At 45.5% G+C, this 26,858-nt stretch carries 22 protein-coding genes, 1 tRNA gene and 1 rRNA gene (1 of these 24 cut by a window edge); 22 read left to right on the top strand and 2 right to left on the bottom strand.

Annotated features, from left to right (window positions below; genetic code table 11):
* The 3 genes from CCC17_RS07475 to CCC17_RS07485 form a co-directional block, all read left to right on the top strand.
* A 23S ribosomal RNA gene (locus CCC17_RS07475) occupies positions 1-2,294 on the top strand (it extends 594 nt beyond the left edge of the window).
* Positions 2,295-2,411: 117 nt separating this feature from the next.
* A tRNA-Trp gene (locus CCC17_RS07480) sits at positions 2,412-2,482 on the top strand.
* A 321-nt stretch (positions 2,483-2,803) separates the two neighbouring features.
* Complete coding sequence (locus CCC17_RS07485; RefSeq protein WP_287082836.1) at positions 2,804-3,598, top strand: hypothetical protein; 795 nt, start codon at positions 2,804-2,806, stop codon at positions 3,596-3,598.
* A 379-nt stretch (positions 3,599-3,977) separates the two neighbouring features.
* Here CCC17_RS07485 and CCC17_RS07490 read toward each other — a convergent pair whose 3' ends face one another.
* Complete coding sequence (locus CCC17_RS07490; protein WP_161209943.1) at positions 3,978-4,571, bottom strand: 50S ribosomal protein L25; 594 nt, start codon at positions 4,569-4,571, stop codon at positions 3,978-3,980.
* Positions 4,572-5,219: 648 nt separating this feature from the next.
* Here CCC17_RS07490 and CCC17_RS07495 point away from each other — a divergent pair.
* The 18 genes from CCC17_RS07495 to CCC17_RS07580 all read left to right on the top strand — a co-directional run bounded on the left by CCC17_RS07495 (position 5,220) and on the right by CCC17_RS07580 (position 24,692).
* The gene (locus CCC17_RS07495; RefSeq protein ID WP_287082838.1) at positions 5,220-6,338 is read left to right on the top strand and encodes an ABC transporter ATP-binding protein; all 1,119 of its coding nucleotides are present in this window, start codon (positions 5,220-5,222) and stop codon (positions 6,336-6,338) included.
* Between the two features lie 79 nt (positions 6,339-6,417).
* Positions 6,418-7,281, top strand: coding sequence for a carbohydrate ABC transporter permease (locus tag CCC17_RS07500; RefSeq protein ID WP_287082839.1), 864 nt, complete (start codon positions 6,418-6,420; stop codon positions 7,279-7,281).
* Complete coding sequence (locus CCC17_RS07505; RefSeq protein WP_287082841.1) at positions 7,281-8,198, top strand: carbohydrate ABC transporter permease; 918 nt, start codon at positions 7,281-7,283, stop codon at positions 8,196-8,198. Before CCC17_RS07500 ends, CCC17_RS07505 begins: the two co-directional genes overlap by 1 nt.
* Positions 8,199-8,339: 141 nt before the next feature.
* Entirely contained in the window at positions 8,340-9,701 is a 1,362-nt protein-coding gene (locus CCC17_RS07510) for an ABC transporter substrate-binding protein (protein WP_287082842.1), read from the top strand.
* 212 nt (positions 9,702-9,913) lie between these two features.
* On the top strand, positions 9,914-11,290 hold the full coding sequence (locus CCC17_RS07515; protein ID WP_022427091.1) for a sugar transferase: 1,377 nt from the start codon (positions 9,914-9,916) through the stop codon (positions 11,288-11,290).
* Positions 11,291-11,372: 82 nt separating this feature from the next.
* Positions 11,373-12,116, top strand: a complete 744-nt coding sequence (locus CCC17_RS07520; protein WP_173759068.1) for a glycosyltransferase family 2 protein — start codon at positions 11,373-11,375, stop codon at positions 12,114-12,116.
* Positions 12,117-12,230: 114 nt separating this feature from the next.
* A complete protein-coding gene (locus CCC17_RS07525; protein ID WP_015525325.1) occupies positions 12,231-13,595 on the top strand; it encodes an acyltransferase family protein in 1,365 nt (454 codons plus the stop codon).
* A 7-nt stretch (positions 13,596-13,602) separates the two neighbouring features.
* On the top strand, positions 13,603-14,904 hold the full coding sequence (locus tag CCC17_RS07530) for an adenylyltransferase/cytidyltransferase family protein (protein ID WP_015525326.1): 1,302 nt from the start codon (positions 13,603-13,605) through the stop codon (positions 14,902-14,904).
* A 3-nt stretch (positions 14,905-14,907) separates the two neighbouring features.
* The gene (locus tag CCC17_RS07535) at positions 14,908-17,187 is read left to right on the top strand and encodes a LicD family protein (protein WP_015525327.1); all 2,280 of its coding nucleotides are present in this window, start codon (positions 14,908-14,910) and stop codon (positions 17,185-17,187) included.
* A gap of 31 nt (positions 17,188-17,218) precedes the next feature.
* Complete coding sequence (locus CCC17_RS07540; RefSeq protein ID WP_021651257.1) at positions 17,219-18,373, top strand: LicD family protein; 1,155 nt, start codon at positions 17,219-17,221, stop codon at positions 18,371-18,373.
* Complete coding sequence (locus tag CCC17_RS07545) at positions 18,366-20,183, top strand: thiamine pyrophosphate-binding protein (RefSeq protein ID WP_287082844.1); 1,818 nt, start codon at positions 18,366-18,368, stop codon at positions 20,181-20,183. Before CCC17_RS07540 ends, CCC17_RS07545 begins: the two co-directional genes overlap by 8 nt.
* A 1-nt stretch (position 20,184) precedes the next feature.
* Complete coding sequence (locus CCC17_RS07550; protein WP_015525329.1) at positions 20,185-20,922, top strand: SDR family NAD(P)-dependent oxidoreductase; 738 nt, start codon at positions 20,185-20,187, stop codon at positions 20,920-20,922.
* 326 nt (positions 20,923-21,248) lie between these two features.
* The gene (gene rpmG / locus CCC17_RS07555) at positions 21,249-21,398 is read left to right on the top strand and encodes a 50S ribosomal protein L33 (protein ID WP_044961412.1); all 150 of its coding nucleotides are present in this window, start codon (positions 21,249-21,251) and stop codon (positions 21,396-21,398) included.
* 25 nt (positions 21,399-21,423) lie between these two features.
* The gene (gene secE, locus CCC17_RS07560; protein WP_021651261.1) at positions 21,424-21,630 is read left to right on the top strand and encodes a preprotein translocase subunit SecE; all 207 of its coding nucleotides are present in this window, start codon (positions 21,424-21,426) and stop codon (positions 21,628-21,630) included.
* A gap of 15 nt (positions 21,631-21,645) precedes the next feature.
* Complete coding sequence (nusG, locus tag CCC17_RS07565) at positions 21,646-22,167, top strand: transcription termination/antitermination protein NusG (RefSeq protein ID WP_015525332.1); 522 nt, start codon at positions 21,646-21,648, stop codon at positions 22,165-22,167.
* Positions 22,168-22,235: 68 nt separating this feature from the next.
* Positions 22,236-22,661 carry a 50S ribosomal protein L11 gene (gene rplK, locus CCC17_RS07570; RefSeq protein ID WP_015525333.1) on the top strand — a complete coding sequence of 142 codons (426 nt, stop codon included), beginning with the start codon at positions 22,236-22,238 and terminating at the stop codon, positions 22,659-22,661.
* A 95-nt stretch (positions 22,662-22,756) separates the two neighbouring features.
* Positions 22,757-23,452, top strand: coding sequence for a 50S ribosomal protein L1 (gene rplA / locus CCC17_RS07575; RefSeq protein WP_015525334.1), 696 nt, complete (start codon positions 22,757-22,759; stop codon positions 23,450-23,452).
* A 244-nt stretch (positions 23,453-23,696) separates the two neighbouring features.
* Positions 23,697-24,692: a D-alanyl-D-alanine carboxypeptidase family protein gene (locus CCC17_RS07580; protein WP_330389498.1), complete on the top strand. Its 996-nt coding sequence runs from the start codon at positions 23,697-23,699 to the stop codon at positions 24,690-24,692.
* Between the two features lie 146 nt (positions 24,693-24,838).
* On the opposite strand, the gene CCC17_RS07585 is transcribed toward CCC17_RS07580, so the two are convergent.
* Positions 24,839-25,561, bottom strand: coding sequence for a GntR family transcriptional regulator (locus tag CCC17_RS07585; RefSeq protein WP_287082845.1), 723 nt, complete (start codon positions 25,559-25,561; stop codon positions 24,839-24,841).
* 291 nt (positions 25,562-25,852) lie between these two features.
* Between CCC17_RS07585 and CCC17_RS07590 the strand changes: the two genes are divergently transcribed.
* Entirely contained in the window at positions 25,853-26,821 is a 969-nt protein-coding gene (locus tag CCC17_RS07590; RefSeq protein WP_015525336.1) for an SIS domain-containing protein, read from the top strand.
* Positions 26,822-26,858 lie beyond the last annotated feature (37 nt).

The raw sequence follows: 26,858 nt of genomic DNA on the forward strand, positions 1-26,858 counted from the left end.
CTTTTTGTAGAACGGTCCGGCGAGTTACGCTTACTGGCAAGGTTAAGCACTTCAGGTGTGGAGCCGTAGGGAAACCAAGTCTTAATAGGGCCAGAGTCAGTAGGAGTAGACCCGAAACCGGGTGATCTATCCATGTCCAGGTTGAAGCTGCCGTAAGAGGTAGTGGAGGACCGAACCCACATCCGTTGAAAAGGGTGGGGATGAGGTGTGGATAGGGGAGAAATTCCAATCGAACCCGGAGATAGCTGGTTCTCCTCGAAATAGCTTTAGGGCTAGCCTCGGTGTGAGTCTTGCGGAGGTAGAGCACTGAATTTCCTAGGGGGCGTCAAAGCCTACCGAAGAATATCAAACTCCGAATGCCGTGTAGATATCACCGGGAGTCAGACTGCACGAGATAAGTTGGGCGGTCAAAAGGGAAAGAGCCCAGACCTACAGTTAAGGTCCCAAAGTGCGCGTTAAGTGGAAAAGGATGTGGGATTTCGAAGACAACCAGGATGTTGGCTCAGAAGCAGCCATACATTCAAAGAGTGCGTAATAGCTCACTGGTCGAGAGGTCCTGCGCCGAAAATGTCCGGGGCTGAAACGCGCCACCGAAACTAAGGAATCTGAAAAGATTGGTAGAGGAGCATTGCATGCGGGAAGAAGCAGTACCGGAAGGAGCTGTGGACTGCATGGAAGAGAGAATGCCGGAATGAGTAGCGAGATAGAGGTGGGAATCCTCTAGGCCGAATATCCAAGGTTTCCAGGGTAAAGCTGATCTGCCCTGGGTGAGTCGGGACCTAAGGTGAGGGCGAGAGCCGTAGCCGATGGACAACAGGTTGATATTCCTGTACTGCAGTATGACAGAACTGTGGGGACACGTAAGGAGAGCGGGAGCCGGGAATGGAAAGCCCGGTACAAGCGAGGTACCAGTATGGTAGGAAAATCCGCCATGCAATGGGAAGACGTGATGTGGAGCGAAGATTAGTAGCGAAGCCCGTGAGCCATGCGTCAAGAAAAGCCGCTATCGTTCATATTGTACCCGTACCGTAAACCGACACAGGTGGATGAGGAGAGAATCCTAAGGCCGGCGGAAGAAGTATTGCCAAGGAACTCGGCAAAATGGCCCCGTAACTTAGGGAGAAGGGGTGCCTGCGAGAGCAGGCCGCAGAGAATAGGCTCAAGCAACTGTTTAGCAAAAACACAGGTCTATGCGAAACCGAAAGGTGAGGTATATGGGCTGACGCCTGCCCGGTGCTGGAAGGTTAAGAGGAGAGGTCAGACGTAAGTCGAAGCTTTGAATTTAAGCCCCAGTAAACGGCGGCCGTAACTATAACGGTCCTAAGGTAGCGAAATTCCTTGTCGGGTAAGTTCCGACCCGCACGAAAGGCGTAATGATTTGAGCGCTGTCTCGGCAATACATCCGGTGAAATTGAAGTGCCAGTGAAGATGCTGGCTACCCGCGCCAGGACGGAAAGACCCCATGGAGCTTTACTCCAGTTTGGCACTGGGGTCCGGTGTTGCATGTACAGGATAGGTGGGAGGCTGAGAAACGGTAACGTCAGTTGCCGCGGAGCCGCTGTTGGGATACCACCCTTGTGATATTGGGCTTCTAACCAGCCGCCGTAATCCGGCGGTGGGACAATGCCAGGCGGGGAGTTTGACTGGGGCGGTCGCCTCCGAAAGGGTATCGGAGGCGCCCAAAGGTTCCCTCAGAATGGACGGAAACCATTCGAAGAGTGCAAAGGCAGAAGGGAGCTTGACTGCGACACCGACGGGTGGAGCAGGTACGAAAGTAGGGCTTAGTGATCCGGTGGTATTAAGTGGGAATGCCATCGCTCAACGGATAAAAGCTACCCTGGGGATAACAGGCTTATCACTCCCAAGAGTTCACATCGACGGAGTGGTTTGGCACCTCGATGTCGGCTCATCGCATCCTGGGGCTGTAGTAGGTCCCAAGGGTTGGGCTGTTCGCCCATTAAAGCGGTACGCGAGCTGGGTTCAGAACGTCGTGAGACAGTTCGGTCCCTATCCGGCGTGGGCGCAGGATATCTGAGAGGAGCTGTCCTTAGTACGAGAGGACCGGGATGGACGGACCGCTGGTGGACCGGTTGGCTTGCCAAAGCCATGGCCGGGTAGCCAAGTCCGGAAGGGATAAACGCTGAAGGCATCTAAGCGTGAAGCCCCCCTCAAGATGAGATATCCCATTCTTAGTGAAGTAAACCCCCTTGAAGACGACGAGGTAGATAGGGCAGAGGTGGAAGTGTGGTAACACATGGAGCTGACTGTTACTAATCGGGTGAGGGCTTGACCAAGAAACGCAGGTTAAGAATTGATTCAAAGAGTTTGATTAACGATCAACAAGCATGTATGTAGTTTTGAGAGTACAATGTAAAAGAATTTGTGGCCAACAGCCACTTTTTCTTATATATAGGGGATTGGTCAAATGGTATGATAGGGGTCTCCAAAACCTTTGGTGGGAGTTCGATTCTCTCATCCCCTGCTCCTTAGGAGCCTGAAAGCCTTTAAAATCAAGGCATTCAGGCTCTTTTGTTTTGTCCAAAAAGGGCAGGGTACCAACTTTGGGGCCCTGCCAAAATCCAGACAAAAAGGAGTTTGCACGTCAAAGATTTCTTCCCCCGGTATGATTGTAAATTAGAACATTTTGAGCAAAAATTCATCCGTTAAAGTCTTATGAAGATTAATTATAGAGTTGTCAAAATATAAATTTTTCTATTGATTTATTAGTAAAGGATTTTTTTGATAAATATAATCCAATAATTTATGCTATAATAAATGATATATATTATTCGGAGAAATAAAAATGGAATCTAAAGAAATCTTAGAAGAGATGGAAATGAATTACGATGAATTTGTGTCATATTTATTAAAGAAATATGGACCAGCTAAATATGATTATTTTACAAATGCTACTTGTAAAACTAAAAGTAAGCGAATTTCAAGAACTAAAGAAGGGTTATTTTGTCATCATATAGATGAAGATAAAGGCTATATGCTTTCGCGTACAGGATGTGCATTAGAACAACCGTTTGAGTACCAAAAAGCAGAACGTCTAGTTTATTGCAATTATATTGAGCATTTATTACTTCATATATTGATTGGAAAAAACGCTTTTTGGTCTAAACATCAAAAGTTAATTGCACCTAAGCAATTTTCTTATTTCATTGTTCCTGGTGTTTCTTATATTTGTTCAGAAATAAATTTATTGTATGACCAAAATGGAAGTTCTGTAGAATGGAGAAATAGATGTTTTAAAGAAATAGAAAACAATTTTGAAGATTATATTTACATATTAAATTCATTTATTCAATATATAGTGGACAATTATTCTGGAAATATAAATCAAAAAGAAATTATGGTGGGACAACATCTTATCCACAAAGAGCTGGGAGAAGGTATCATTACTGATATAGATGGTGAAGAAATATTTTCGAAAGTGACTATTCAATTTGCAAATTGTAAGAAGGTCATTTATAGAGATTGGATTGATAAAGGAGATTATCATAAGGAAATAAGGAACATTAAAGAGAACCTTGCTTCCGATACATATAGTAATGTGATAATAAAATCTGTATATAATCGTTTAGTAGTAGAGTGAGGTTAAGAAACAAGGCGAAGCCGATACGCCGTAGGGCAGTTTTTGACGGAGTGTTTATAGATCGCTAACAAAAATTTATTAAGGAGTGTTGATATGTGTCAGGCTGTACAGGAAATGTGTGATGATGCAAGGACAGAAGGCAGAACACAGGGGTTTACAGAGGGTGAAAGTATTGGGATTCAGAAACAGGCGCTGCTTACAGCATAGAAAATGCTCAAAGACAGCAGATTTACACTGGAAGATATCTCTAATTTTTCCGGGTTGCCGCTGGATGAGATAAAGAAATTACAAATGAAATAACATTCTTAGAATTATGTAAACAAAACCAGGGGATTGCCACCAGGCAATCCCCTGAAATATTTCATATGAAATTATAAAATTATTTCGCTTCAGCTTCAGCGCCTTCAGCGTCCTCATCCTCTTCCGGAGCTGCCTCATATTCACCGATATGAACAACAACTGCATCCTCAGGAGTGATGAAGTGGACGTGTTTGCCTTCCGGGATCGGGAGGTCTTTTACATGGATATCACGGACGTCTGCAGGATAGCCGTTGAAGTCGATGACGATGGTGTCAAGAAGGTTGGACGGATCTGCTTTGTAGTGGATCTCTTCCATCTCCTGCTCAACGATACCCTGAACCATGTCGGTGTGCTCCAGTTTGACAGCGACTGTTGTGGAAACCTTCTCACCGGCTACCAGTGCCTGGAAATCCAGAGCCATCAGCTGTTTTTCAATTGGATTATAGTCAATATTTTTTACCAGGGCATCAACTTTTTCGCCTTCGATGTCCAAGTAAACCTGTGTACCTTCTTTATTTGCTTTAATGAATTTGGCTGCCTCGGCACCGTTAAACTGAAGTGCTACAGGCTCTTTCATTTCTTTTCCACTAAGAATTCCTGTGACGTAACCCTCACGTCTTAATTTTTTAGCTTTTACATTCGGGTTTCTTTTCTCTGCTTTCAATGTGATCATGTCAAATTCCTCCTCCTGATGCATGGATTCCGGTAATGTTGCTGTTCGCGCTGTTCGCAGTAACACGAATTCTGCATTTCTTTTCTGACTGGGATTATTATAGCACTTCTCGGACGAGGTGGCTAACAAAAAGTTAGAAAATTTAAGAATAATATTTTGTATTGTTTAACTTATGTACAAAACTTCAAGGGTAAAATTAGACAAAAACAAAGTATATATTTGAGATTTTACAGAAAAAATTAAAACAACATAAAAAATTGCACAAATCAAGTGATCATAAAAGCCTGAAAGTTGGCATTTATCTGGAAGAGAGGCAAGTATTAAATATGAATATTCTATTTTTATTTGATTCAGATATGCGAGGAGACGGGAAATATCCATATTGCTGACATATTGGAGAGAGCTGTTGTGATCAATGTAATAAAAATTGGAAGATATGATGCAGGACAGAGATGACGGCGAAAGAAGGTGGCAACATAACACGATGGGTATTTTACTCTGGAGAAAGAATTTAACGGAATTGCATATAATTTCTGAAACAATTTAACATACAATTCACAAAGCTTTATCTCAATCACGATATCTGAACAGCCGGAAAAATCCTATACTACAAACTATGTGAGCGAGAGAAGAGAAAGGAGATAAATAATGTCAGAAATTGCACTTAGAAATGTATGTAAGCAATTTGATTCGGAGCATTACGGTGTGAAGGATTTTAATCTTGATATACATGATAAAGAGTTTGTGATCTTTGTAGGTCCGTCCGGATGTGGAAAATCCACCACTTTGCGTATCATCGCAGGCTTGGAGGAGATCACAGACGGTGAGCTTTCCAATTATCTGGAACCGAAGGAGAGGGGAATGTCCATGGTGTTCCAGAACTATGCCTTATATCCGAACATGACAGTTTATGGAAATATGGCATACGCCCTGAAGATCCGTAAGCTTCCGAAGGATGAGATCGACAGAAAGGTCCATGAGGTGGCAAAGATCCTGGAGATCGACCAGCTTCTTGACCGGAGGCCGGTGGCTCTTTCCGGCGGTCAGAAACAGCGAGTTGCCATTGGAAGTGCAATTATCCGGAAGCCGAAAGCCTTTCTCATGGATGAGCCCCTTTCCAACCTGGATGCAAAGCTCCGTGCTCAGATGCGTGTGGAGCTTGTGAAATTACATAAACAGCTGGACACCACCATTATTTATGTAACGCACGACCAGACAGAGGCCATGACTCTTGGGACTAAGATCGTGGTCATGAAGGATGGTCTGATCCAGCAGGTGGGAGCGCCGCAGAGTATTTATGACAATCCGGTAAATCTTTTCGTGGCAGGCTTCCTTGGTTCTCCGTCCATGAACTTTTTCCGGTGTACGGTAAAAGCAGAAGAAAATAATCGCACGGCCCTTCTTCTGGATGATGCCAAAACTGTGAAAAAGGTTTATCTGGACGGAACCAGAGGAAAACAGATTGCAGACAGATATAACGGCAGACACGTGATCCTTGGAATCCGTCCGGAGGATATCTACGAGTTTGATGAGGCGAAAAAGCTTGGTATTGAAAATGAAAGCGTAGATGTAGATGAGCCTGTAGTAAACCGCGAGATGCTGGGAGCGGAAGTGATCCTCTATTTTGATGAGCAGGGCAAAACCCTGGCAGTCCGCTTAAGTCCGGAAAATCAGACACAGGTAGGGGAGAAGGTTTCTCTGTATTTTGATATGGAGAAGGCCCATGTGTTTGATCCGGAGACAGAAGAAAATATTTTTGTGTCATGAATTTATGTCACGGAAGAGCTTGAGTACAGGCAGATCAGCCTGTAGATAGAATCTGATTATGCAAGGAGGAGAAATAGTTATGGAAAATAACAGCAAAAGCAAGATCACACCGTACTTATATCTGGTGCCTTGTATGCTTATTTTTGGAATTTTTCTGTTTTATCCGTTTGTGAAAACAATTTATTTAAGTCTTTACAAGACCAACAAGATGGGACAGGCAAAGCTGTACGTTGGTCTGGGCAATTATAAAGAGCTGCTTCAGTCAGCATCCTTTATCAACAGTCTGAAGGTGACGCTGATCTTTGTGCTGATCGTTGTGGTCGGCGGCATGCTTCTTGGTCTGATCGCAGCAGTGCTTTGTAACAAGGCGTTTCCGGGAATCCGGGTGTTCAGTACATCCTATGCTCTGCCAATGGCTATTGCATCCAGCTCTGCGGCGATGATCTTCCAGATCATGCTCCACCCGGCAGTGGGCATTGTGAACAAGCTTACCGGCCTGAATATCAACTGGCTGAACGATCCGAACACGGCTCTGATCTGCGTAGCCATTCTTACTGCGTGGCTGAACAGCGGGATCAATTTTCTGTATTTTTCCGCAGGACTCGGAAATATTGATGAGACCATTTATGAGAGAGCTTCTGTGGATGGAGCCAGCAGTGTGCAGCAGTTTTTCAGCCTGACGCTTCCGGGACTTTCCCCGATCATGTTTTACACACTGGTGGTAAATATCATACAGGCATTTCAGTCTTTTGGACAGATCAAGATCCTGACAGAGGGTGGTCCTAATGAGTCTACCAATGTTATTGTTTATTCCATTTACAGGGATGCGTTTTTTAACTACCGCTTCGGAAGTGCGGCAGCCCAGTCGGTTATCCTGTTTGTGATCATCATGATCATCACACTGATCATGTTCCGTATTGAGAAGAAGGGAGGGAATTACTGATGAGCCAGATGGAAAATATGGCAGTCCCGGCAGTGGGAAATATGTCAAAAGAGGAGCTTCTGGAGCTGAAAAAAGCTATGAATGCAAAGGCTCTTGCAAAGAGAAGGACAAGAACAGCACTCCGTGTTACGGCAAATGTTGTGTTTGCGGTTCTGGTCCTGCTTCCATTGCTTTATGCCATCAGTATTGCACTGATGCCTTCCAGTGAACTGTTTACTACAGAGTTAAATCTCTTTCCCAAGAATCCGACCTTTTCCAACTTTATCAATGCATTCCGCACCGTTCCACTTCTCCGATTCATATTGAATTCCTTTATCATGGCGGGATGCATTACCATCGGACAGATCATTACCTGTTCTCTTGCTGCTTTTGCGTTTTCTTTCCTGGAATTCAAAGGAAAAGGTATTTTCTTCATGGTTGTGATGGCAACCATGATGGTTCCGGGAGAGGCAACGATCATTTCCAACTACCTGACTGTATCAAGCTGGGGAATGCTGGATACTTATCAGGTACTGATCGTGCCTTACCTTACATCCGCAATGGGAATTTTCCTGTTCCGCCAGTTTTACATGACTTTCCCGATCTCACTGTATGAATCGGCAAAGCTTGATGGCTGCAGCAATCTGAAATTTATCGTAAGGATCCTGCTTCCGCTGACAAAATCCGCTATTGGCGCTATGGCAGTGTATACTTTTATCAACGCATGGAATATGTACATGTGGCCGCTGCTTGTAACGGGCTCCAACAATATGCGAACCGTTCAGATCGGTATCAGTATGCTGGATAGTGTGGATTCACAGTCCATCACCCTGATGATCGCAGGCGTTGTTATGATCATCATTCCGTCCATTTCCATTTTTATCGTTGGACAGAAGCAGCTGATCAGAGGAATGTTCTCGGGTGCAGTCAAGGGCTGATATCGGAGCAGGCAGCAACCCTGCAGCATCCTGCTGTAAGGGGAAAATATTGCAAAAAGATACTGCAAAGTCGTAAGACGGGCAGTTCATCTTATATAAAAAATGAAAAAAGAGAAAATTTTTCAAGAGGAGAAAAAAGTTATGAAGAAAAAAATCATCGCAGCTTTCCTTACCACAGCAATGACTATCGGTTCTCTTTCCGGAGTAACTGTATTCGCCGCAGATGCCGGCACAGATGAAAAAGTGGAAATGGCAGATGCTTCCGATGTAGACGGAACTACCATTACCTTCTGGCATTCCATGGGTGGTGTCAATGGTGAGGCGATCGATACACTGGTAAAAAAATTTAACGATGAGAATGAATACGGAATTACGGTAGATGCTCAGTATCAGGGGGAATATGATGATTCCCTGAACAAGCTGAAAAGTGCACAGATCGGAAACATGGGTGCGGATCTTGTACAGGTATATGAGATCGGAACAAGATTCATGATCGATTCCGGATGGATCGTGCCTATGCAGCAGATGATCGACGCAGACAGCTACGATGTATCTGAGATCGAGCCGAACCTGGCTGCATACTACACCATCGACAATGAGCTGTACTCCATGCCGTTCAACTCTTCCACACCGATCATGTATTACAACAAGGATATGTTTGATAAAGCAGGCATCACAGAAATTCCGGACAGCCTGGAAGGCATCGGTGAGATCGGACAGGATCTTCTGGACAAAGGCGGCGCAGGCGAGGTAATGTCTCTTGGAATCTACGGATGGTTTTTCGAGCAGTTTATCGGAAAGCAGGGCCTTGAGTATGCAAACAACGGAAACGGACGTAAAGAGGCTGCTACAGCTGTTGCTTTTGACGAGAATGATGCTGCAAAGAATATCCTTACAGCATGGAAGAATCTTAACGACAAGGGCTTCGCACCGGTCGTAGGAAAAGGCGGTGATGCTGGTCTTGCAGATTTTTCTGCAGGAAAATCTGCGATCACTCTTGGCTCCACAGCTTCCCTGAAACAGATCCTTCAGGATGTAAACGGAAAATTTGAGGTTGGTACTGCATACTTCCCGAAAATCAAATCCAGTGACGAGGGCGGTGTTTCCATCGGTGGTGCATCTCTTTGGGCACTGAACAACAATGATCCGAAAAAGCTTCGTGCAACATGGGAGTTCGTAAAATTCCTGATCTCTCCGGAGTCTCAGGCTTACTGGAACGCACAGACCGGATATTTCCCTGTAACTGTAAAGGCTCAGGAAGAGCAGGTATTTAAGGCTAATGTTGCAAAATATCCGCAGTTCCAGACAGCGATCGACCAGCTCCATGATTCTTCTGCCGACTATGTAGGCGCTCTGTTAAGTGTATTCCCGGAGGCAAGAGCTACCGTGGAATCCGAGATTGAGAGCATGCTCAACGGAAAAGAGGATGTGGATACAGCTGTGAAAAACATGGCAGATTCCATCAACAAATCCATCGAAGAGTATAACCTGGTGAATGAATAATTCGAAAAGGCGTGGAAACTGAAAAAGAAAAATAAATATATACAGCCAAAAATCCCCGGGTAAGCTCCTGGGGATTTTTGCTATAGTCACGGAAAAAAACATCCTGACAGGAAAATATCAGGAGAAAAATCAGAGGAATCTCTGGACGTAAGAGTATATATTGGCTATAATGATGAAGTTAATATCTACTCCTCAGGAAGGAAGAAAAATCTGTGAATAGAAGTAAAAGAGAAGATTATAAGAGATTTGTGGTATTTTGTCTGGCAAGTCTGATCGTGATCGCACAGGCAGCGATCTTTGCTTATGTATGGTATGATTTTTACAGTGACCTGATCCTGAAGCCATTCTGGAGAAAAGGTAACTGGGTAATGATCCTGATCTATGCGCTGATCTATCTGATGTTTGCCAAGCTTTACGGAGGTCTGAAGGTAGGCTATCTGAAGCGTATCGATGTATTTTATTCATTGACGCTGGCAACGATCTGTACCAATGTTGTGACGTATTTTCAGATCACACTGATCAACAGATGGTTTATGTCGGCCAGACCGGTGATCGAAATGACCGGAGTCCAGCTTGTTGTGACGGTACTGTGGATCTGGGGCTCCAGGTATATTTACTCCAGACTGTACGGAGCCAGAAGGTTGCTGGTGATCTACGGAGACCGTGATCCCGGTGATGTGATCCACAAGATGAACACCCGAAAGGATAAATACGATATCAGCGGTAAGGTTCATATCCGTGAGGGCGAAGAGAAGATCCATGCCATGATGGAAGATTATGAAGGCGTGATCATCTGGGATCTTCCGTCCCAGATCCGAAACAGGTATCTGAAATACTGTTTTTCTCATTCCATCCGCTGCTATATGAGCCCGAAGATTTCCGATATCATCCTGCTTGGAACAGACAGGATCCATCTGTTTGATACGCCGCTTCTGATGTGCAGGAATCAGGGACTTTCCATGGAGCAGCGTGCAGCCAAGAGAGTTCTGGATATCATTGTTTCCGGACTTGGGATCATCGTATCCTCACCCATCATGCTGATCATTGCCATTGCGGTGAAGGCTTATGACGGCGGTCCGGTATTTTATCTCCAGGATCGTCTTACCTATCAGGGAAAGGAATTCCGCATCCGGAAATTCCGAAGCATGTGTGTGGATTCCGAGAAGAACGGAGCGCGTCTTGCGTCTAAGCACGATTCCCGTATCACACCGGTAGGACATGTTCTGCGTAACCTGCATCTGGATGAGCTTCCCCAGCTGTTTAACGTGTTTATGGGTGATATGTCTCTTGTAGGTCCACGTCCGGAACGAGATGTGATCATGCAGGAATATGAGCAGGAAATCCCGGAATTCCACTATCGTCTTAAGGTAAAAGCCGGACTGACCGGTTATGCTCAGGTATATGGCAAATATAACACCACACCGTATGATAAGCTGAAGCTGGATCTGTTTTATATTGAAAATTATTCATTCCTTCTGGATATCAAGCTTCTGTTTATGACTGTAAAGATCTTTTTCCAGAAAGAAGTTTCCGAGGGCGTGGATGATAATCAGAAGAACGCTCTTAAGGATTCCGAAGACAAAAAATAAGTAACGAAACGAAATGCGTGTCAGGCTGCGGCAGATCATCCTGACGCGCATTTTGTGGATAGAGAGGACGGAGGTTGTTTTTATGGAAAAGCCGTTGGTTTCCGTAGTGATGCCCGTATATAACGGGGAAAGATATATTGGAAAAGCGATCGAATCAGCACTGGGACAGGAGGTTCCGGTAGAAGTGCTGGTCATTGATGACTGTTCTGCAGACGGCACAGAACTTGCTGTAATGAAATATATGGACAGCGGAAAGATCCGTTATATCCAAAATGAACAGAATATGGGGGCTGCCCGTTCCAGAAACCGGGGCGTAAAGGAAGCCCGGGGAAAATATATCGCATTTCTGGATGCGGATGACTGGTGGGAAAAGGGCAAGCTGAAATCCCAGACAGAGGTTATGGAACAGACCGGCTGTGCGATCTGCTCCACCGGAAGAGAGCTGATGACGCCGGATGGGCGCACTACCGGCAAATATATTCCGGTAAAGGAACGGATCACATACAGGGAGCTTCTGAAGCATAACAGCATCAACTGTTCTTCCGTATTGCTGCGCAGAGAAGATGCACTTGCGTTTCCAATGGAGCATGATGACAGCCATGAAGATTACATTACCTGGCTCCGGATCCTGAGAAAGGGAGGATTTGCAGCAGGGATCAACAGACCTTACCTGAAATACCGGCTCAGTGAAGGGGGAAAATCCAGAAATAAGCTGAAGTCTGCGGCAATGACTTATCAGGTGTATCGGTATGTGGGATATGGTCCGCTGAAGAGTCTGTTTTTCTTTGTTTCCTATGCGCTCCACGGGATATGGAAATACCGTTGAAAAATTCTGGAAGAGGTGAATAATTCTGACATATATTAATTCTTTATTTCCAAATTCATAAATATATGTTATTATTTATTCATACTTTTATCAAATATTACAAGGTGGAAACAAATGAAACAGAGAACGGATAGCCAGGGAGTTCCGTATTCTTACCTGGTCGATAACATTAAAGTAGTACTGATCTTTCTTGTCGTATTTAATCATCTGATCGCATTTCAGCTGGTCAAGGTGGACATGGTGGTGCGTTATGTATGGTATGGGATCACCATTTTTCACATGCCTGCTTTTATTTTTATATCTGGATATCTTTCCAAGAAGCCACAGGATGTACTGAAGAATGTGAAGAATCTGCTGATCCCTTATATTCTTGGATACAGTCTGACCTGGTATGCTTATATCTGGACCGGCAGAAGCATGGATTATGAGCTGCTCCGTCCGTCCGGAACAGTTATGTGGTATGTGTTGGCACTGTTTATCTACAGGCTGACTATCGAAGCACTTGGCAAGATACGTTTTATCGTGCCTCTGAGCATTATTTTTGCATTGTGGGCAGGAACAAGACCGGAATTTACGACTTATCTTTCAAGCTCCAGGATTGTTGTATTTTTTCCGTTTTTTGTGGCAGGCTATCTGTGGAAGAGTGATTACACAGACGTGGTCCGTAAATTCAAGGGTAAATGGATCCTGCTCCTGGTTTCAGCCCTGCTTTTGTATGCAGTTCCGAATTTTATGATCGCCAATGAGATCCCGGTAGATATTTTCCGTGGGAATCATACGTATCAGTTATCGGGAATGGATGATATCACAGGAATGCTGATTCGCCTTCTGATGTATCTGGTATCTTTTGTGCTGGTGCTGACGTTTCTGGCATTGATCCCGGATGTGAAGCTGCCGGTTACCTTTGTTGGAAGAAATACCATGGGGATTTATTTTTTCCATTATCCGATCATGATCGTACTCAACGGCCTGCTTCTTCTCAGCATCCCGCAGATGCTGAATGTCTGGGTGCTTTTCGGAGTATCCTGGGTGCTTGTGCTGATCCTTGGAAGCAAGCCGGTATCTTTCCTCTACGGAGGGGTACTAAACCTGCTTACATTTATTCTGTTCAAACGTGAGAGGCAGGTGCAGGATGAAGGACTTGAGGATGAATATGATGAAGATGACCGTTATGAGATCATACTGAAAAGAAAGAAAGCCATTGAGGAGCTTGCGGCAACTCTGGACGAGGAGGATGCACGTAAGGTGAAGGACGATGTGGCGGCTGTACTGGAACATGAGACAGAAGAGACGGAAGAAATCCGTGGCGAGGATTTCTTTGTAGATGAGGATCTTGAGATGGAGGAAGGCATGGATGATGCCGGAGCTCCACAGGAATTTGAGCAGCTCCAGGACCTGGATGATATATTAAAGATCACAGAACCGCAGGGGGAAATGGAAGTGCTTTTGAAAAATAAAGAAGAGAAAGCGCAGGATTAAATTAATAATGAAAAAAGTCATTACTTACGGTACCTTTGATCTGTTCCACCAGGGACATTACAATATTCTGAAAAGAGCCAGGGAGCTGGGGGATTATCTTGTTGTGGGTGTCACCAGTGAAAGCTATGATATCGAACGCGGCAAGCTGAATGTACAGGACAGCCTTCTGAAGCGTATCGAAAATGTCCGCAAGACTGGTTTTGCGGATGAGATCATTGTAGAGGAATATCAGGGGCAGAAGCTAAATGACATTACAAAATACAATATCGACCTTCTGGTAGTCGGTTCGGACTGGCGTGGCAAATTTGATTATCTGAAGAATTACTGTGAGGTCGTTTATCTGGAACGTACCAAAAATATTTCCAGTACCAAGCTCAGAAGTGAGGGTATGATCTACAGCATGGGCATTGTTACGGATGATACAGAGGACAACGAAATGGTGATGGAGTCCAAGTATGTCAGCGGACTGCATGTGGAAAGTGTGTATTCCGAGGACGTTTTTGTTGCGAGAGAATTCTGTGACAGATACGAACTTGACTCTTATGGTACAGATTACGGGCAGTTTCTGGAAGGATTGGATATCATTTATATCCGATCCGGTCTGAAAAACAGGGCAGATTATATCCGAAAGGCACTGGAATGTGATAAATATGTGATCAGTGACACGCCTATGGCTCTGGAACCGGAAGAGATAAGAGAGCTGTTTGCACTGGCAAAGGCACATCAGGTTGTTCTGGTAGAGAAGCTTACCATGGTCTATCTGCGCGCTTTTACGCAGCTCGTCTGGCTGACACATGGAGCGCTTGTGGGAGATGTGGTAGCTGTAAAATGCGCGATTTCACAGGATGATTTTGAGGGCGGAAAAAATTTCAGCGAAACAGTCAGCCAGGCGCTGTGTGCATGCATCAAGCTTCTCGGTAAGGATTACCTGGAGGTGAAGAGCAATGCGGTGAAAAGCAGTGACGGCTGCTTTATTTATGATATGATCACGATGAAGTATCTCCGGGCACTGGCGACCATTGAGATTGGAACAACGGTGGATGTGGAAAACGAGCTTGCGATCATCGGAACCAGGGGGCGTATCACCGTACCCGGTGACTGGTGGAATACCGGATATTTTGAAGCCAAAATAGAAGGTCAGGAATTCCTGAAACGCTACAGCTTTAATTTTGAGGGAAATGGTCTTCGCTATCTGCTTCAGGAGCTGGTCATCATGATTCGTGACAGACGGACAGAATGTACGAGATTTTTTTATGAAGAATCAGAAACTCTGGCTGAGCTTTTGAAAATAATTAATCAAAGAGGTTGACAGATGACAGAAAAACAGAAGCTTCTTTTGCAGCTCTTCCGGGAGGTTGACGCGATCTGCAAAAAGCATGATCTTAGATATGTAATGGCCGGAGGTACTCTGATCGGTGTTCTTCGAAATGAAGGCTTTATCCCATGGGACGATGATGTGGACATTTACATGCCCAAAAGTGACTGGGATAAATTTGTAGAAATATGTCAGAACGAGATGCCGCCGAACCGGGCGGTTTATTGTGCAGAAGTGGATCGTAATTATACCAACGGTTTTCCGCGCTACGGAAGTACGGATACCTGTGCGATCCACAAGCATCAGATCATAGGAGACGACAAGGCTGGTGAGATCATTGACGTACTGACTCTGGATCCCATTCCGGATGATGACCGTGAGTATGAGAAATACCGGGACCATATGATGATCTATACGGAACTTCTGAATATCAGCATGGTCGTGGGAGTCAGATGGGAAATTTCTCCCTGGCGGTATCTGTACTGGCTTTTCCGCTATACCTTCTGCGGAAAGGACAGAACCTTAAAGAAATTGGAGAAGATCATGTTTTCTTATAAAGAAGAGGAGTGCAGCCGCTATGCCATGCGATGGGGAGGCTGCCCGTTTCTTTTTGACAAGGATATGATGTTCCCTGTAAAATATATGGACTTCGAGGGCGAAAAGGTTATGATTCCTCACAGGACCAGCGATTATCTGATCTGGCATTACGGGGACGAATGGTCCTATATACCGCCTCATGGGGAAAGAGAATCTCATGAGTCTGTTGATGTTCCGGGCGCCAGCTATCAGGAGGTGCGGGATGAATATATGCCAAGGATCGACAAAAAACGTATCCGCAGACAGATGCTTTTCCGCAAATTCTACTGCCTTCTTATGGCAAAGGGAGACCATAAACAGGATGACAGACGAAGAAGGATCAAAGCCGGTGTTGTAGCCCGGGATGTGTCTGCCCGACTGATGAGATCCGAAAAAACAGCGGAGACCCTGCTGAAAGAGAGAAGATATGATGTGCTTGGTGAGATCTTTGAGGAGTATTACCGTGTACAGCTCAGCATGGAGTTTATCGGACGTGAGGATTTTAAGGGGATCCGTCCGTTCTATCATCCGGTCCTGATCCCGCTGGAGGATGAGGCTTTTCAGGCGGCCATGCTGACACTGATCTATCAGGAGCGTGTTTCCAAGGCATACCGTATGTACGAGGTACGCAAGAAAATGGATCATCTTACTCCGGAAATGGAGCAGACAGTGGAGGATATCCGACGTTTCCGAAAAGCAGCCAGCCACTATGAATTTAAAGAAATGCAGGAAGCAGAGGCGATTGTGGATGATCTTCTCAGAAAATATCCGGATGCTCCGGGATTCCTGAAATTTAAATGCCGGTTTGTGATGGAGCGCCTGGAAGGACCGCAGAATGCTTCAGAAGCGGAGAAATTTCTGTCTTACTGCCTGAGAGTATTTCCCCAGGATGGATATTTTATGAAATATAAGGGGGATCTTCTCTGGAAAAAGGGCCTCCGGAACGAAGCAATGGCAGAGTATCTGAAAGCCAGAGAATGCACCAATAACGGCATTGTGCAGCTGGAACTGGATAAATTCCTGAAAAAACAGAAGTCCCAGGCGATCCGGGACTGTCGGGATCTGCTTGGAAGCCAGAGAAGATCAGAAGCACTCTCTCTGATGGAGTTCTGGAGCAGACTGATGCCGGAGGATGAGGAGATCAGAGGCGCTCTTTATCTTGCGAAGGTATCTTCCGTCCGTACAAAAGGGGAGCTGGAAGAGCTGGTGAGAGAGCTTTGCAAAGAACTGGGGATCATCGGTAATTCTCCAAGGGAGGGAACTCTTGAGGAGCCGGTGTACAAAGAGGCACTTACCTGTGCATGGCAGAGATTCGGCTATCCCAAAGCACTGGCAGAGGGCCGTACCAGGATCCTGTGCAGTGAGGAAGAGGGCGAGATGGAATATCTGGCAGAGGAGATCCGCAGCTTTCTGGTCCATAAGGAATGGCAGGGAGAGGTATACAAGCTTCTGGGAGATATCCGGAAGAAACAGGGGCGTACCCGGGAAGCCTTCGAAAATTATTTCCTGGCATTGGATCATGAGCCGCATCCCTATATAAAAAATGAGCTTTCCAGGATCTTCCTGGAGGATCTTTACGATGGAAGCCGGCGTACCGGATTTTTCGCAAAGAAGGCAGACGTGACAGAATTTCTGAACAGCTGGCTGGATAAGTATAAAAGTCAGGAGGAGCTTCAGGAGCTTCTGAAGCGGATCCTGTAATGACAGATCAACAGAAACGAGGCAGAGTGTATTGAACAGAGAACAGCAGAAAGTACTGGAACTTCTAAAAGAAATAGATACCATATGCAGAAAAAATAAGATCACATATTATCTTTCTCCGTATCTTACCCTCTGTGCGGTAACGGAGCGCCCTTTTCCCATGAATCCGGCAAGCAATGATATTTATATGAAGACCGGTGATATGGCCCGGTTTAAAAACATCTTTGACGAAGAACCGGAGCTGCGCAGAGCTCTGGAATCTATGGAGAATAACAGCCGTTTCCCCGGATTTTTTCTGCGTTATACAGATAAAGATACATTGTTTTATAAGCTGGACGAGTATGGAAAATACAAACATCCGGGACTGGGGATCAATATCCTTCCGCTGCAGTGTGAATATGGTCCAAAGGGAAAATATCTCTGGAACCGTATGCGCGAAGAGGGATGGAAGAGGATCTACGGAAAAAAAGGCAAGTGGCGAAACCGGCGTGAGCTGGGATGTATCTGGATGGTGCGAGTCCTTTCCCTTTGCGGACGAGGCTGGCTGGCAAAGAGCATATTCCGGGATCTGCTCCGGCAGCCGCAGGATGGCGCAAAAACATATGTACTCCGATATTTTGACCAGAATCTTTATTTTCCTGCGCATATTTTTGAAAATCCCGGGGAGGCAATGCTTGGAGGAGAATCCTTTATGGTCCCGGGAAACACAGACAGCTATCTCACCCGGGCCTACGGCAAAAATTATCGAAATAAGTCAATGGAAAACTATGTTCCCGGCTCGCTGGTGGTGTGCAGCACACTGATCCCATGCGAGGAATTTCTGCAGCAGTCAAAGGAACTGAAGAAATTTGCTTCTGTCAGGAAGAAAAGGGAAAAGCGCAGGCAGTTTGGAATGAATTACCGGGAATATCTTGCACAGTGCTGGGATTATGCAAAATTCTGCGGGGAAAAATATACCTGTGCACTGGCTTATCGCAAAAAGCTCAGCTATATCCGGAATCTCTTCAAAAATGAAGATTATGTGGAACTGGAAAAAGCATTTGCAGGATATACCAGGATGAATGATCGCTGTCTGAAATATGAAGAAGCATTTGAAACAGATCCGGAGGTTTTTGACCTGTATCTTAAGTATCTGGAAAAAACAGGAAGGATCTCGTATATGGAGAAGGTAAAAAAATATGTCTAAGGTCAAGCTTACAGATTATGTTGTGGAATTTTTGCAGAAAAAAGGGATCCATGATTTTTTTGGATACCAGGGAACCATGATCGCACATCTGGTAGATTCCATTGAAAAGAATCCCCATGCAAGAAGTCATTCCAGCTATCATGAGCAGGGAGCTGCTTTTGCCGCCTGTGGTTATGCTCAGGCAAAGAATGCCTGCGGCTGTGCCTATGCCACCAGTGGTCCGGGAGCTGCCAATCTGCTTTCCGGTGTGGCAGATGCGTATTTCGATTCTCTTCCGGTGATCTTTATCACCGGACAGCTGAATACCTATGAATATTCCGGTATTACAGGCCTTCGTCAGCAGGGCTTTCAGGAGATCGATATGGTTTCCATGGCAAAGCCGGTAACCAAGTACGCGGTGCAGGTCCGTGATCCGAAAAATATCGTTCGTGAACTGAATCTTGCATGGCAGATCGCCAATACAGATCGAAAGGGACCGGTTCTTATCGATCTTCCCATGAACGTGCAGAGAGGCGAGGTGGAAGATCCGGTTTATGATATGGAATTTTCCGAGGAAGAGATCGAGACAGCTGTATATGGAAAAAATGATCCGGAAAACGGGGCAGCCTTTTACAGGGATGCAGTTGCAAAGGTGGATTCTTCTGATGGAGCAGAGGCGGCAGAATATATTCTGAATAAGATCAGGACTGCAAAACGGCCGGTATTTATGATCGGTCACGGAGCTTCCGGAGAAGCAGAAAAAATGCTCACAGATCTGGCGCGTGCCCATCACATTCCGGTGATCACAAGTGTACTTGCCCGGTCCGCACTGAGCTTTGATGATCCTCTGAACTTCGGGTGCATCGGAGGTGCCTACGGACACCGGTATGCAAATATGATCGCCAATGCAAAAAGCGACCTTCTGCTCTGCTTTGGAATTTCCCTGTGTACCCGTCAGATTGGTACTAAGGTTCATGAGTTTGCGAAGAATGCCGAAATCATCCGTGTGGATATTGATCCTTATAATCTTCAAAGAGAGATCCATGAGGGAAGAGAAGGTGAGAAATGCTTTTGCGTCAGCGCAGAGACTGTGGTGCGTAAGCTGACAGAGCAGCAGGCACAGATCGGTTCCTATGAGGAATGGCTTGCTGTCTGCCAGAAGATCCGTAAGGAACTCTGGAAAGTGGACGATGAGACACCGCAGCGTTATCCGAACCGCATGATCGCATATTTGAGTGATCAGCTTTCTGATACCGGAGCGGTTGCTGTGGATGTGGGACAGCATATGGTATGGAGCTATCAGTCCTTCCACAATCAGCAGGGGCAGAAGACACTTTTTTCCGGCGGACATGGTGCTATGGGATATGCACTTCCGGCGGCTATCGGAGCTTATTATGCTACCGGCAAGCCGGTGGCATGTATCTGCGGAGACGGAGCCTTCCAGATGAATATCCAGGAGCTGCAGTGGGTGAAGCGTGAGAATATCCCGGTGAAGATGATCGTAATGAATAATGAGGCGCTGGGAATGATCCGTCATCTTCAGAGAGATTATTTTGACTGTGTATATGCGGATACCTCCGATGGCAGCGGATTCTCGTCCTGCGATTTTACAGATGTGGCGCAGGCTTACGGAATTCCTGCAAAGCGCATCCAGGGAGAAGACGTGGAAAAATATGCCGGTGGATTCCTGGAGCAGAACGGACCGGAGCTTTTGGAGATCATGCTGGAGCATGGAACCTACGCATACCCGAAGACCTGTCTGGGTGAGCCGATCCACAATCAGCAGCCTTATATACCGAAACCGATATTTGATGAACTGATGGAGCTGTAAAATGGGAAAAATAACTGTGATCACAGGCGGTACCTCCGGAATCGGAAGAGGAATCGCCGAAAAGATCCTGGCAGAGTCGGCAAAAACTGACAGGATCTTCGTAACATATGGACATGATGAGAAGAAGGCACTGTCGTTTCAGGAGAGCCTTCCTGAGGAAAAAAGATCTCAGGTGACTTTGATAAAGGCAGATATGTCTTCCTATGAAGAGATGATGGTTTTTGTGGAGGAGCTGAAAAAGCAGACAGACCATATTGACTGGCTTGTAAGCAATGCCGGCATCAGTACCTACGCAAAATATGAAGACTACAGCTTTGAGGAGTGGACACGGATCGTAAACACCAATCTTTCCGTACCTGTATTTATGGTAAAAGAGCTGAGATCCATGATGGTAGAGGGCGGCAGTGTGCTCTTTACCGGTTCCTATGCAGGACAGCAGGCGTATTCTTCCTCCCTTGTATATGGAGTCACCAAGGCAGCCATCCATTTCCTGACAAGATCCCTGGTAAAGGAATTTGAGCCAAAGGGCATCACAGTCAACGCTATTGCACCTGGCTTCATCGAAACTCCGTGGCACAGCGCCCGCACCCAGGAGAGCTATGACCGTATCAACCGGAAGATCGCACTCCACAGGTTTGGAACTGTGGAGGAAGTGGCGGATATGGCTTATGCAGTGCTGTCTAACGGATATATGAACGGCAGTGTGGTGGATATCCACGGTGGTTATGACTACTTTTAATAGAAGTTGAAAGTGTGCAGGAAGACAGAAGAAGACATGTTGTGCCTGCACATAAGGGGCTTCTTATGACTTTCTGTACAGGGGCGACGTCCCGAAAACGAAATGCAGCGAAGCAGAATCGGGTTTGCGCACTTGAGACGTCCGTACGGAACCTGTGAAATTCTTTATATTTAAGCGAAAAAGGCTTGACTTGTACACCTGCTCTGTGATAAAATTGACGAGCGACATGGAAGTTAGGTCTTTTTTTTATGCCCGAAAATGACGACGGATATACGTTCCGGGCGGCATAGAAGACCATGCAAATGAAAACACTGGAGGTGGAAGTTGTGCGCGTTAAGATTACATTAGCATGCACCGAGTGCAAGCAGCGTAACTACAATATGACGAAGGAGAAAAAGAACCATCCTGAGAGAATGGAGACCAAGAAATATTGTAAGTTCTGTCATACACACACTCTGCACAAGGAAACAAAGTAATCACAGAGATTTGTGAGGTTATGCTATGGAAAAACAGAAATCTGAGGATAAGCCGCAGAAGAAAAGTTGGTTTCAGGGACTTCAGTCAGAATTTGAGAAGATTGTCTGGACAGACCGTCCCACACTGGCAAAGCAGACTGTTGTGGTCGTGATCATCACGATCATCCTGGCAGTGGTTATCAGTGTAATGGATTCCGGAATTCTGGAATGCATTAATTTCTTAATGAAGTAAGGACAAGGTGATTATATGTCAGAAGCAGCAAAATGGTACGTTGTCCATACCTATTCCGGGTATGAGAACAAGGTAAAAGCCAACATTGAAAAGACGATCGAGAACAGACACCTGGAAGACCAGATCCTGGAGGTACGTGTTCCGCTGCAGGATGTAGTGGAGATGAAGAACGGAACCTCAAGACAGGTTCAGAAAAAGATGTTTCCAGGCTATGTGCTTCTCAATATGGTGATGAATGACGATACCTGGTACGTTGTCCGTAATACCCGCGGTGTTACAGGATTCGTAGGACCGGGATCAAAGCCTGTGCCTCTTACAGAAGAGGAAATGATGCCGCTTGGTATCCAGAAACCGGATATCGAAGTGGACTTCGCAGAGGGCGACATGGTAGTCGTTACCGGTGGTGCATGGAAAGATACCGCAGGTGTGATCACAGGTATCAACATGCAGAAACAGACGGTAACGATCAATGTTGAGCTTTTCGGTCGTGAAACACCGGTAGAAATAAGTTTCACAGAAATCAAAAAAGCTGAGTAATTCAAAAACAAGGTAACAGCAAGTGGGAGGGACACACCCCCGCCAATACCACATAGGAGGTGCCGAAAATGGCAAAGAAAGTAACAGGATATATCAAATTACAGATTCCGGCTGGTAAAGCAACTCCAGCACCACCTGTAGGTCCGGCTCTTGGACAGCATGGTGTAAACATCGTACAGTTTACTAAGGAGTTCAACGCAAGAACAGCTGATCAGGGAGATCTTATCATCCCGGTTGTCATCACTGTTTACGCTGACAGAAGTTTCAGCTTCATAACCAAGACTCCGCCGGCAGCAGTTCTTCTTAAGAAAGCTGCAAACATCAAATCTGGTTCCGGTACACCGAACAAGACCAAAGTAGCTAAAGTTACTAAGGCACAGGTTCAGGAGATCGCTGAGCTGAAGATGAAAGACCTCAATGCAGCATCCATCGAGGCTGCTATGAGCATGATCGCCGGTACAGCAAGAAGTATGGGAATCGAAGTCGTAGACTAATAAATACCGAAGCTTAAGTTCGGGGTTCCCGTAGAAAAAGTGAAATTTTCAAGTGGGAGGGCTTTTCCCCGCAAATACCACAGGAGGTTATAGAAATGAAACGAGGAAAGAAATATGTGGAAGCTGCGAAAGCAGTAGACCGCGCAACATTATATGATGCACCAGAGGCTATCAGCCTTGTTAAAAAAGCAGCTGTAGCTAAGTTCGACGAGACCATCGAAGTTCACATCCGTACAGGCTGCGATGGACGTCACGCAGATCAGCAGATCCGTGGAGCAGTTGTTCTGCCACACGGAACAGGTAAAAAAGTTCGTGTACTTGTATTTGCTAAAGATGCTAAGGCAGAAGAGGCAAAGGCAGCAGGAGCAGACTTCGTAGGAGCTGAGGACCTCATTCCGAAGATCCAGAACGAGGGATGGCTTGACTTTGACGTTGTAGTTGCAACACCGGATATGATGGGCGTTGTAGGTCGTCTTGGTCGTGTACTTGGACCGAAAGGTTTAATGCCAAACCCGAAAGCTGGTACTGTAACAATGGACGTAACAAAAGCTGTTAACGACATTAAAGCAGGTAAGATCGAGTATCGTCTTGACAAATCCAACATCATCCATGTTCCGATCGGAAAGGCTTCCTTTACCGAGGAGCAGTTAAGCGACAACTTCCAGACGCTTATGGGAGCTATCACAAAGGCTAGACCTAGCACACTGAAAGGTCAGTATCTGAAGAGCGTTACAATCGCTCCGACAATGGGACCTGGTGTTAAGCTTAACCCGATTAAATTAGCTCAGTAATAAATTTTAAATACCCTGTACAGAGGAAACTTTGTATGGGGTATTTTTTTATACACCTTGATTTTTTGGGGCAAAAATCCTACAATAAGGCACAAACAGAGTTGTAACAGACCGAAAGCTCATCAGAGCTTTTTCATATAGATTTTACAGAAGACAATAATAATCATGTTAATATAAAAAAGATGGGGAAAACGTTTCTGTAAGTAAAACTTACAGATGAATTTGTCGGAACAGGGAGTATAAATTGAGATCAAAAAAGCGTAAAGCGAAGAAAATAAAAAAACAGGTAAACAAAATAAAAATGATACTCTGCCTGGTGGTAGAGGCTATCGTGATCCTGACACTTGTAGTGATCATCGGCTGGAATAAAGGGGTAGGTGACTGGATGGAGTCTCTGCAGAGACCGGTTGTCCGTAAGCTTGAGATGAGCGGTATCAACAGTCCCTATGCAGTGCTGATGCAGGTAAAAGGCGGAAAGATCATCGGAAATATGAAGGGCGATGAGAAGATCTATCCGGCTTCCATGACGAAGATCATGACGGTGATCGTGGCTATTGAGAACCTGGATGATCTGGATCAGGAGATCACTCTGACCCAGGAAATGTTCCAGGGGCTTTATGAGCAGGATGCCACCCAGGCAGGCTTTCAGCCCGGTGAGACCGTGCGGGCCATCGACCTTCTTTATGGTGCCATGCTGCCATCCGGTGCGGAGTGTTGTATCGCACTGGCGGATACCGTAGGCGGTTCCAGGGATGGATTTGTGGAGCTGATGAATAAGAAGGCACAGAGGATTGGAATGAATGGTACACATTTCTGTGATACGACAGGGCTTCATGATCCGGATCATTACAGTACAGTGAGAGATATTGCGGTGCTGCTCAGGTATGCGCTTCGGAACGATACGTTCAGAGAGATCATTGAGAGCCCGCGGCATTCCACAGGAGTGACAAATATCCATCCCAGCGGGATCACATATTACAGTACCATGTTCAAAAATCTTTCTGACCCTTCCGTTACCGGCGGCAAGATCCTGGGCGGCAAGACAGGATATACCAGTGAGGCGGGTCTGTGTCTTGCAAGCTTTGCAGAGGTCTACGACAGGGAATACATACTGGTAACGGCAGGCGCATCGGGAAATACCGGAAGCCCACTCCATGTGGAGGATGCGGTGACGATCTATAACCGCCTTGGAAAGGCCATTGAGGCACAGATGACAGGCAGTGATGGATCGGAGTCTTGAAAAGATAAAGGATAAATTTTGTGTATCGCGAAGCGTGTTGCAGAGAACGGAGTGAACAGTAATATTTTTGGATAAATAAACACTGGCACAGAGGTGTATGCTGCTGTATTGGCAGCATAACACTTCTGTGCCGTTTTTTTGATTCTTCAAAATGAAATCGTATAGCGGGAACCTGCAATGTATTCACGGCTGATGTAAAGCGGATTTCCATCAGGAGCTTCCATATAGGAATCCAGGATCAGCACGGGATCACCGGAAGACAGACGCAAAGTTTTTGCCATATCCGGGGAGGCTGCAGTAACAGAAATGGTGCTGCGGCTGGATTCTGCGATCGTACAGCGGTAGGTGTTTTTGATATATTCAAAAAAAGAACCGTTTTCTACAGCGTTCGGATCAAAATCCGGGAAAAGCCGTGTGGGGAGCCAGGTGTGAACATCAATAACCGGAATACTGTCAGCCAGAAGAAGACGTTCCAGAAAAAAAACTTCCTCATCCGAAGTAAGCTGCAGAAAATCAGAGGTTACGCTGTTCGCAGGTTTTTTGCAGAAGGACAGTACGTGAGATTCCGGAATCCGGTCATTCTGACGGCAGGATTCGGAAAAGCTCATATTTTTTTGGGATTCAAATTTCCGGAAGATCATGGGGGATTTTACAAAGGTTCCTTTTCCCTGATGCTTGATAAGATAGCCCTGTGTGCAAAGCTCCTCCACGGTACGTCGGACAGTGATCCGGCTGACATGGTAAAGATCGGCAAGCTCCGGCTCAGTGGGGATTTTTTCTCCGGGCTTATAAGTACCGTTTTTGATCTGCTGGGTGATGATATCCATAAGCTGCTTGTAAAGCGGCTGGATTGAATTTTTATTTAACATGAAAATATCCTTTCTGAGGTTGTTCATAAAAGATATTTTACTATAGTGCGGATGTATTTGTCCAGTAAGGGACAAACCTCTGCAGTGCGTCAGAAGGTATATTGGATGAATAATTAATCATAAATCATGAATATACTCTTTACTATAACGTTATAATATGTTATATTCTTCAAAAAGGTAAAATGCAAAAGTACAAGAAGAAGAAATTTATCTGAAAATCCGAAAAAACCTGTATTTTCAATGGATTCAGAGGATTACCAGACGAATTTCCACGAAAACCGGAGGATGAAAATGGACGCAGTAAAAATCGTAAATAAGATCAACAAAGAGCATGGAACAATCAAAAATGTGTATTTTCTTGCATGCGGAGGATCTCTTGTGGATCTGTATCCGGGATATTATTTTGTCCGTGCAGAATCCGCAGTGATGGATGCACAGTGGATCCCTGCAAGAGAGTTTGCACTGACACCGCCGAAGAAGCTGGGAAAAGACAGTCTTCTGATCATCTGCTCCCACAGTGGCAAGACAAAGGAGTGTCTGGAGGCAGCAAAAACAGGAATGGATGCAGGTGCGGCTGTTGTTACAATGACACATGCGCCAGGTTCCCCATGTGATACCGATAAATGGATCTCCGTTGTATACGACTGGGCACCGGGGGTAAAGGAAGCAGAGAAGCCTCAGGGAATCGTACTTCGTATTCTTAATGAGCTGATGAAGGTACAGGAGCCGGGATATAAGCTTTACGATAAGATCGTGGAAGGCTTTGAAAAGATCGATGATGTTATTGCAGCTGCAGTGAAGGATCAGCAGAATGCAGCATGGCTTTTTGCAGAAAAATATTCAGAGGAACCGAACCTCTATATCATGGCATCGGGAGCCTCCTATTCTCAGGCATATGGCTTTGCGATCTGCTCACTTCAGGAAATGCAGTGGATGGACTGCGGTTATCTGAACAGTGCGGAATATTTCCATGGACCGTTTGAGGTAACGGATGAGGATCATCTTTATATCCTTATGATGAGCCGGGGCAGAAACCGTATGATGGATGAGCGTGTGCTGACTTTCCTTGAAAAATACGGAAAGAAATACGAAGTGATCGATGCAGATAAGCTTGGTATGGAAGCAATTGATGACAGTTGTGTGGAATATTTTACTCCGATGTTGTTCTACACCATGACGACCGTTTACCGTACCGCTCTTCAGGATAAACGCCGTCATCCGCTGGATATGAGAAGATATATGGGCGTTGTAGAGTACTAAAGGTGCTACTGTGCCTGTGCACAGAGAAAGGGAAAAT

The sequence above is a fragment of the Blautia sp. LMAG:36 genome (genome assembly GCF_008680535.1).
GTDB lineage: Bacteria > Bacillota > Clostridia > Lachnospirales > Lachnospiraceae > Blautia_A > Blautia_A fusiformis.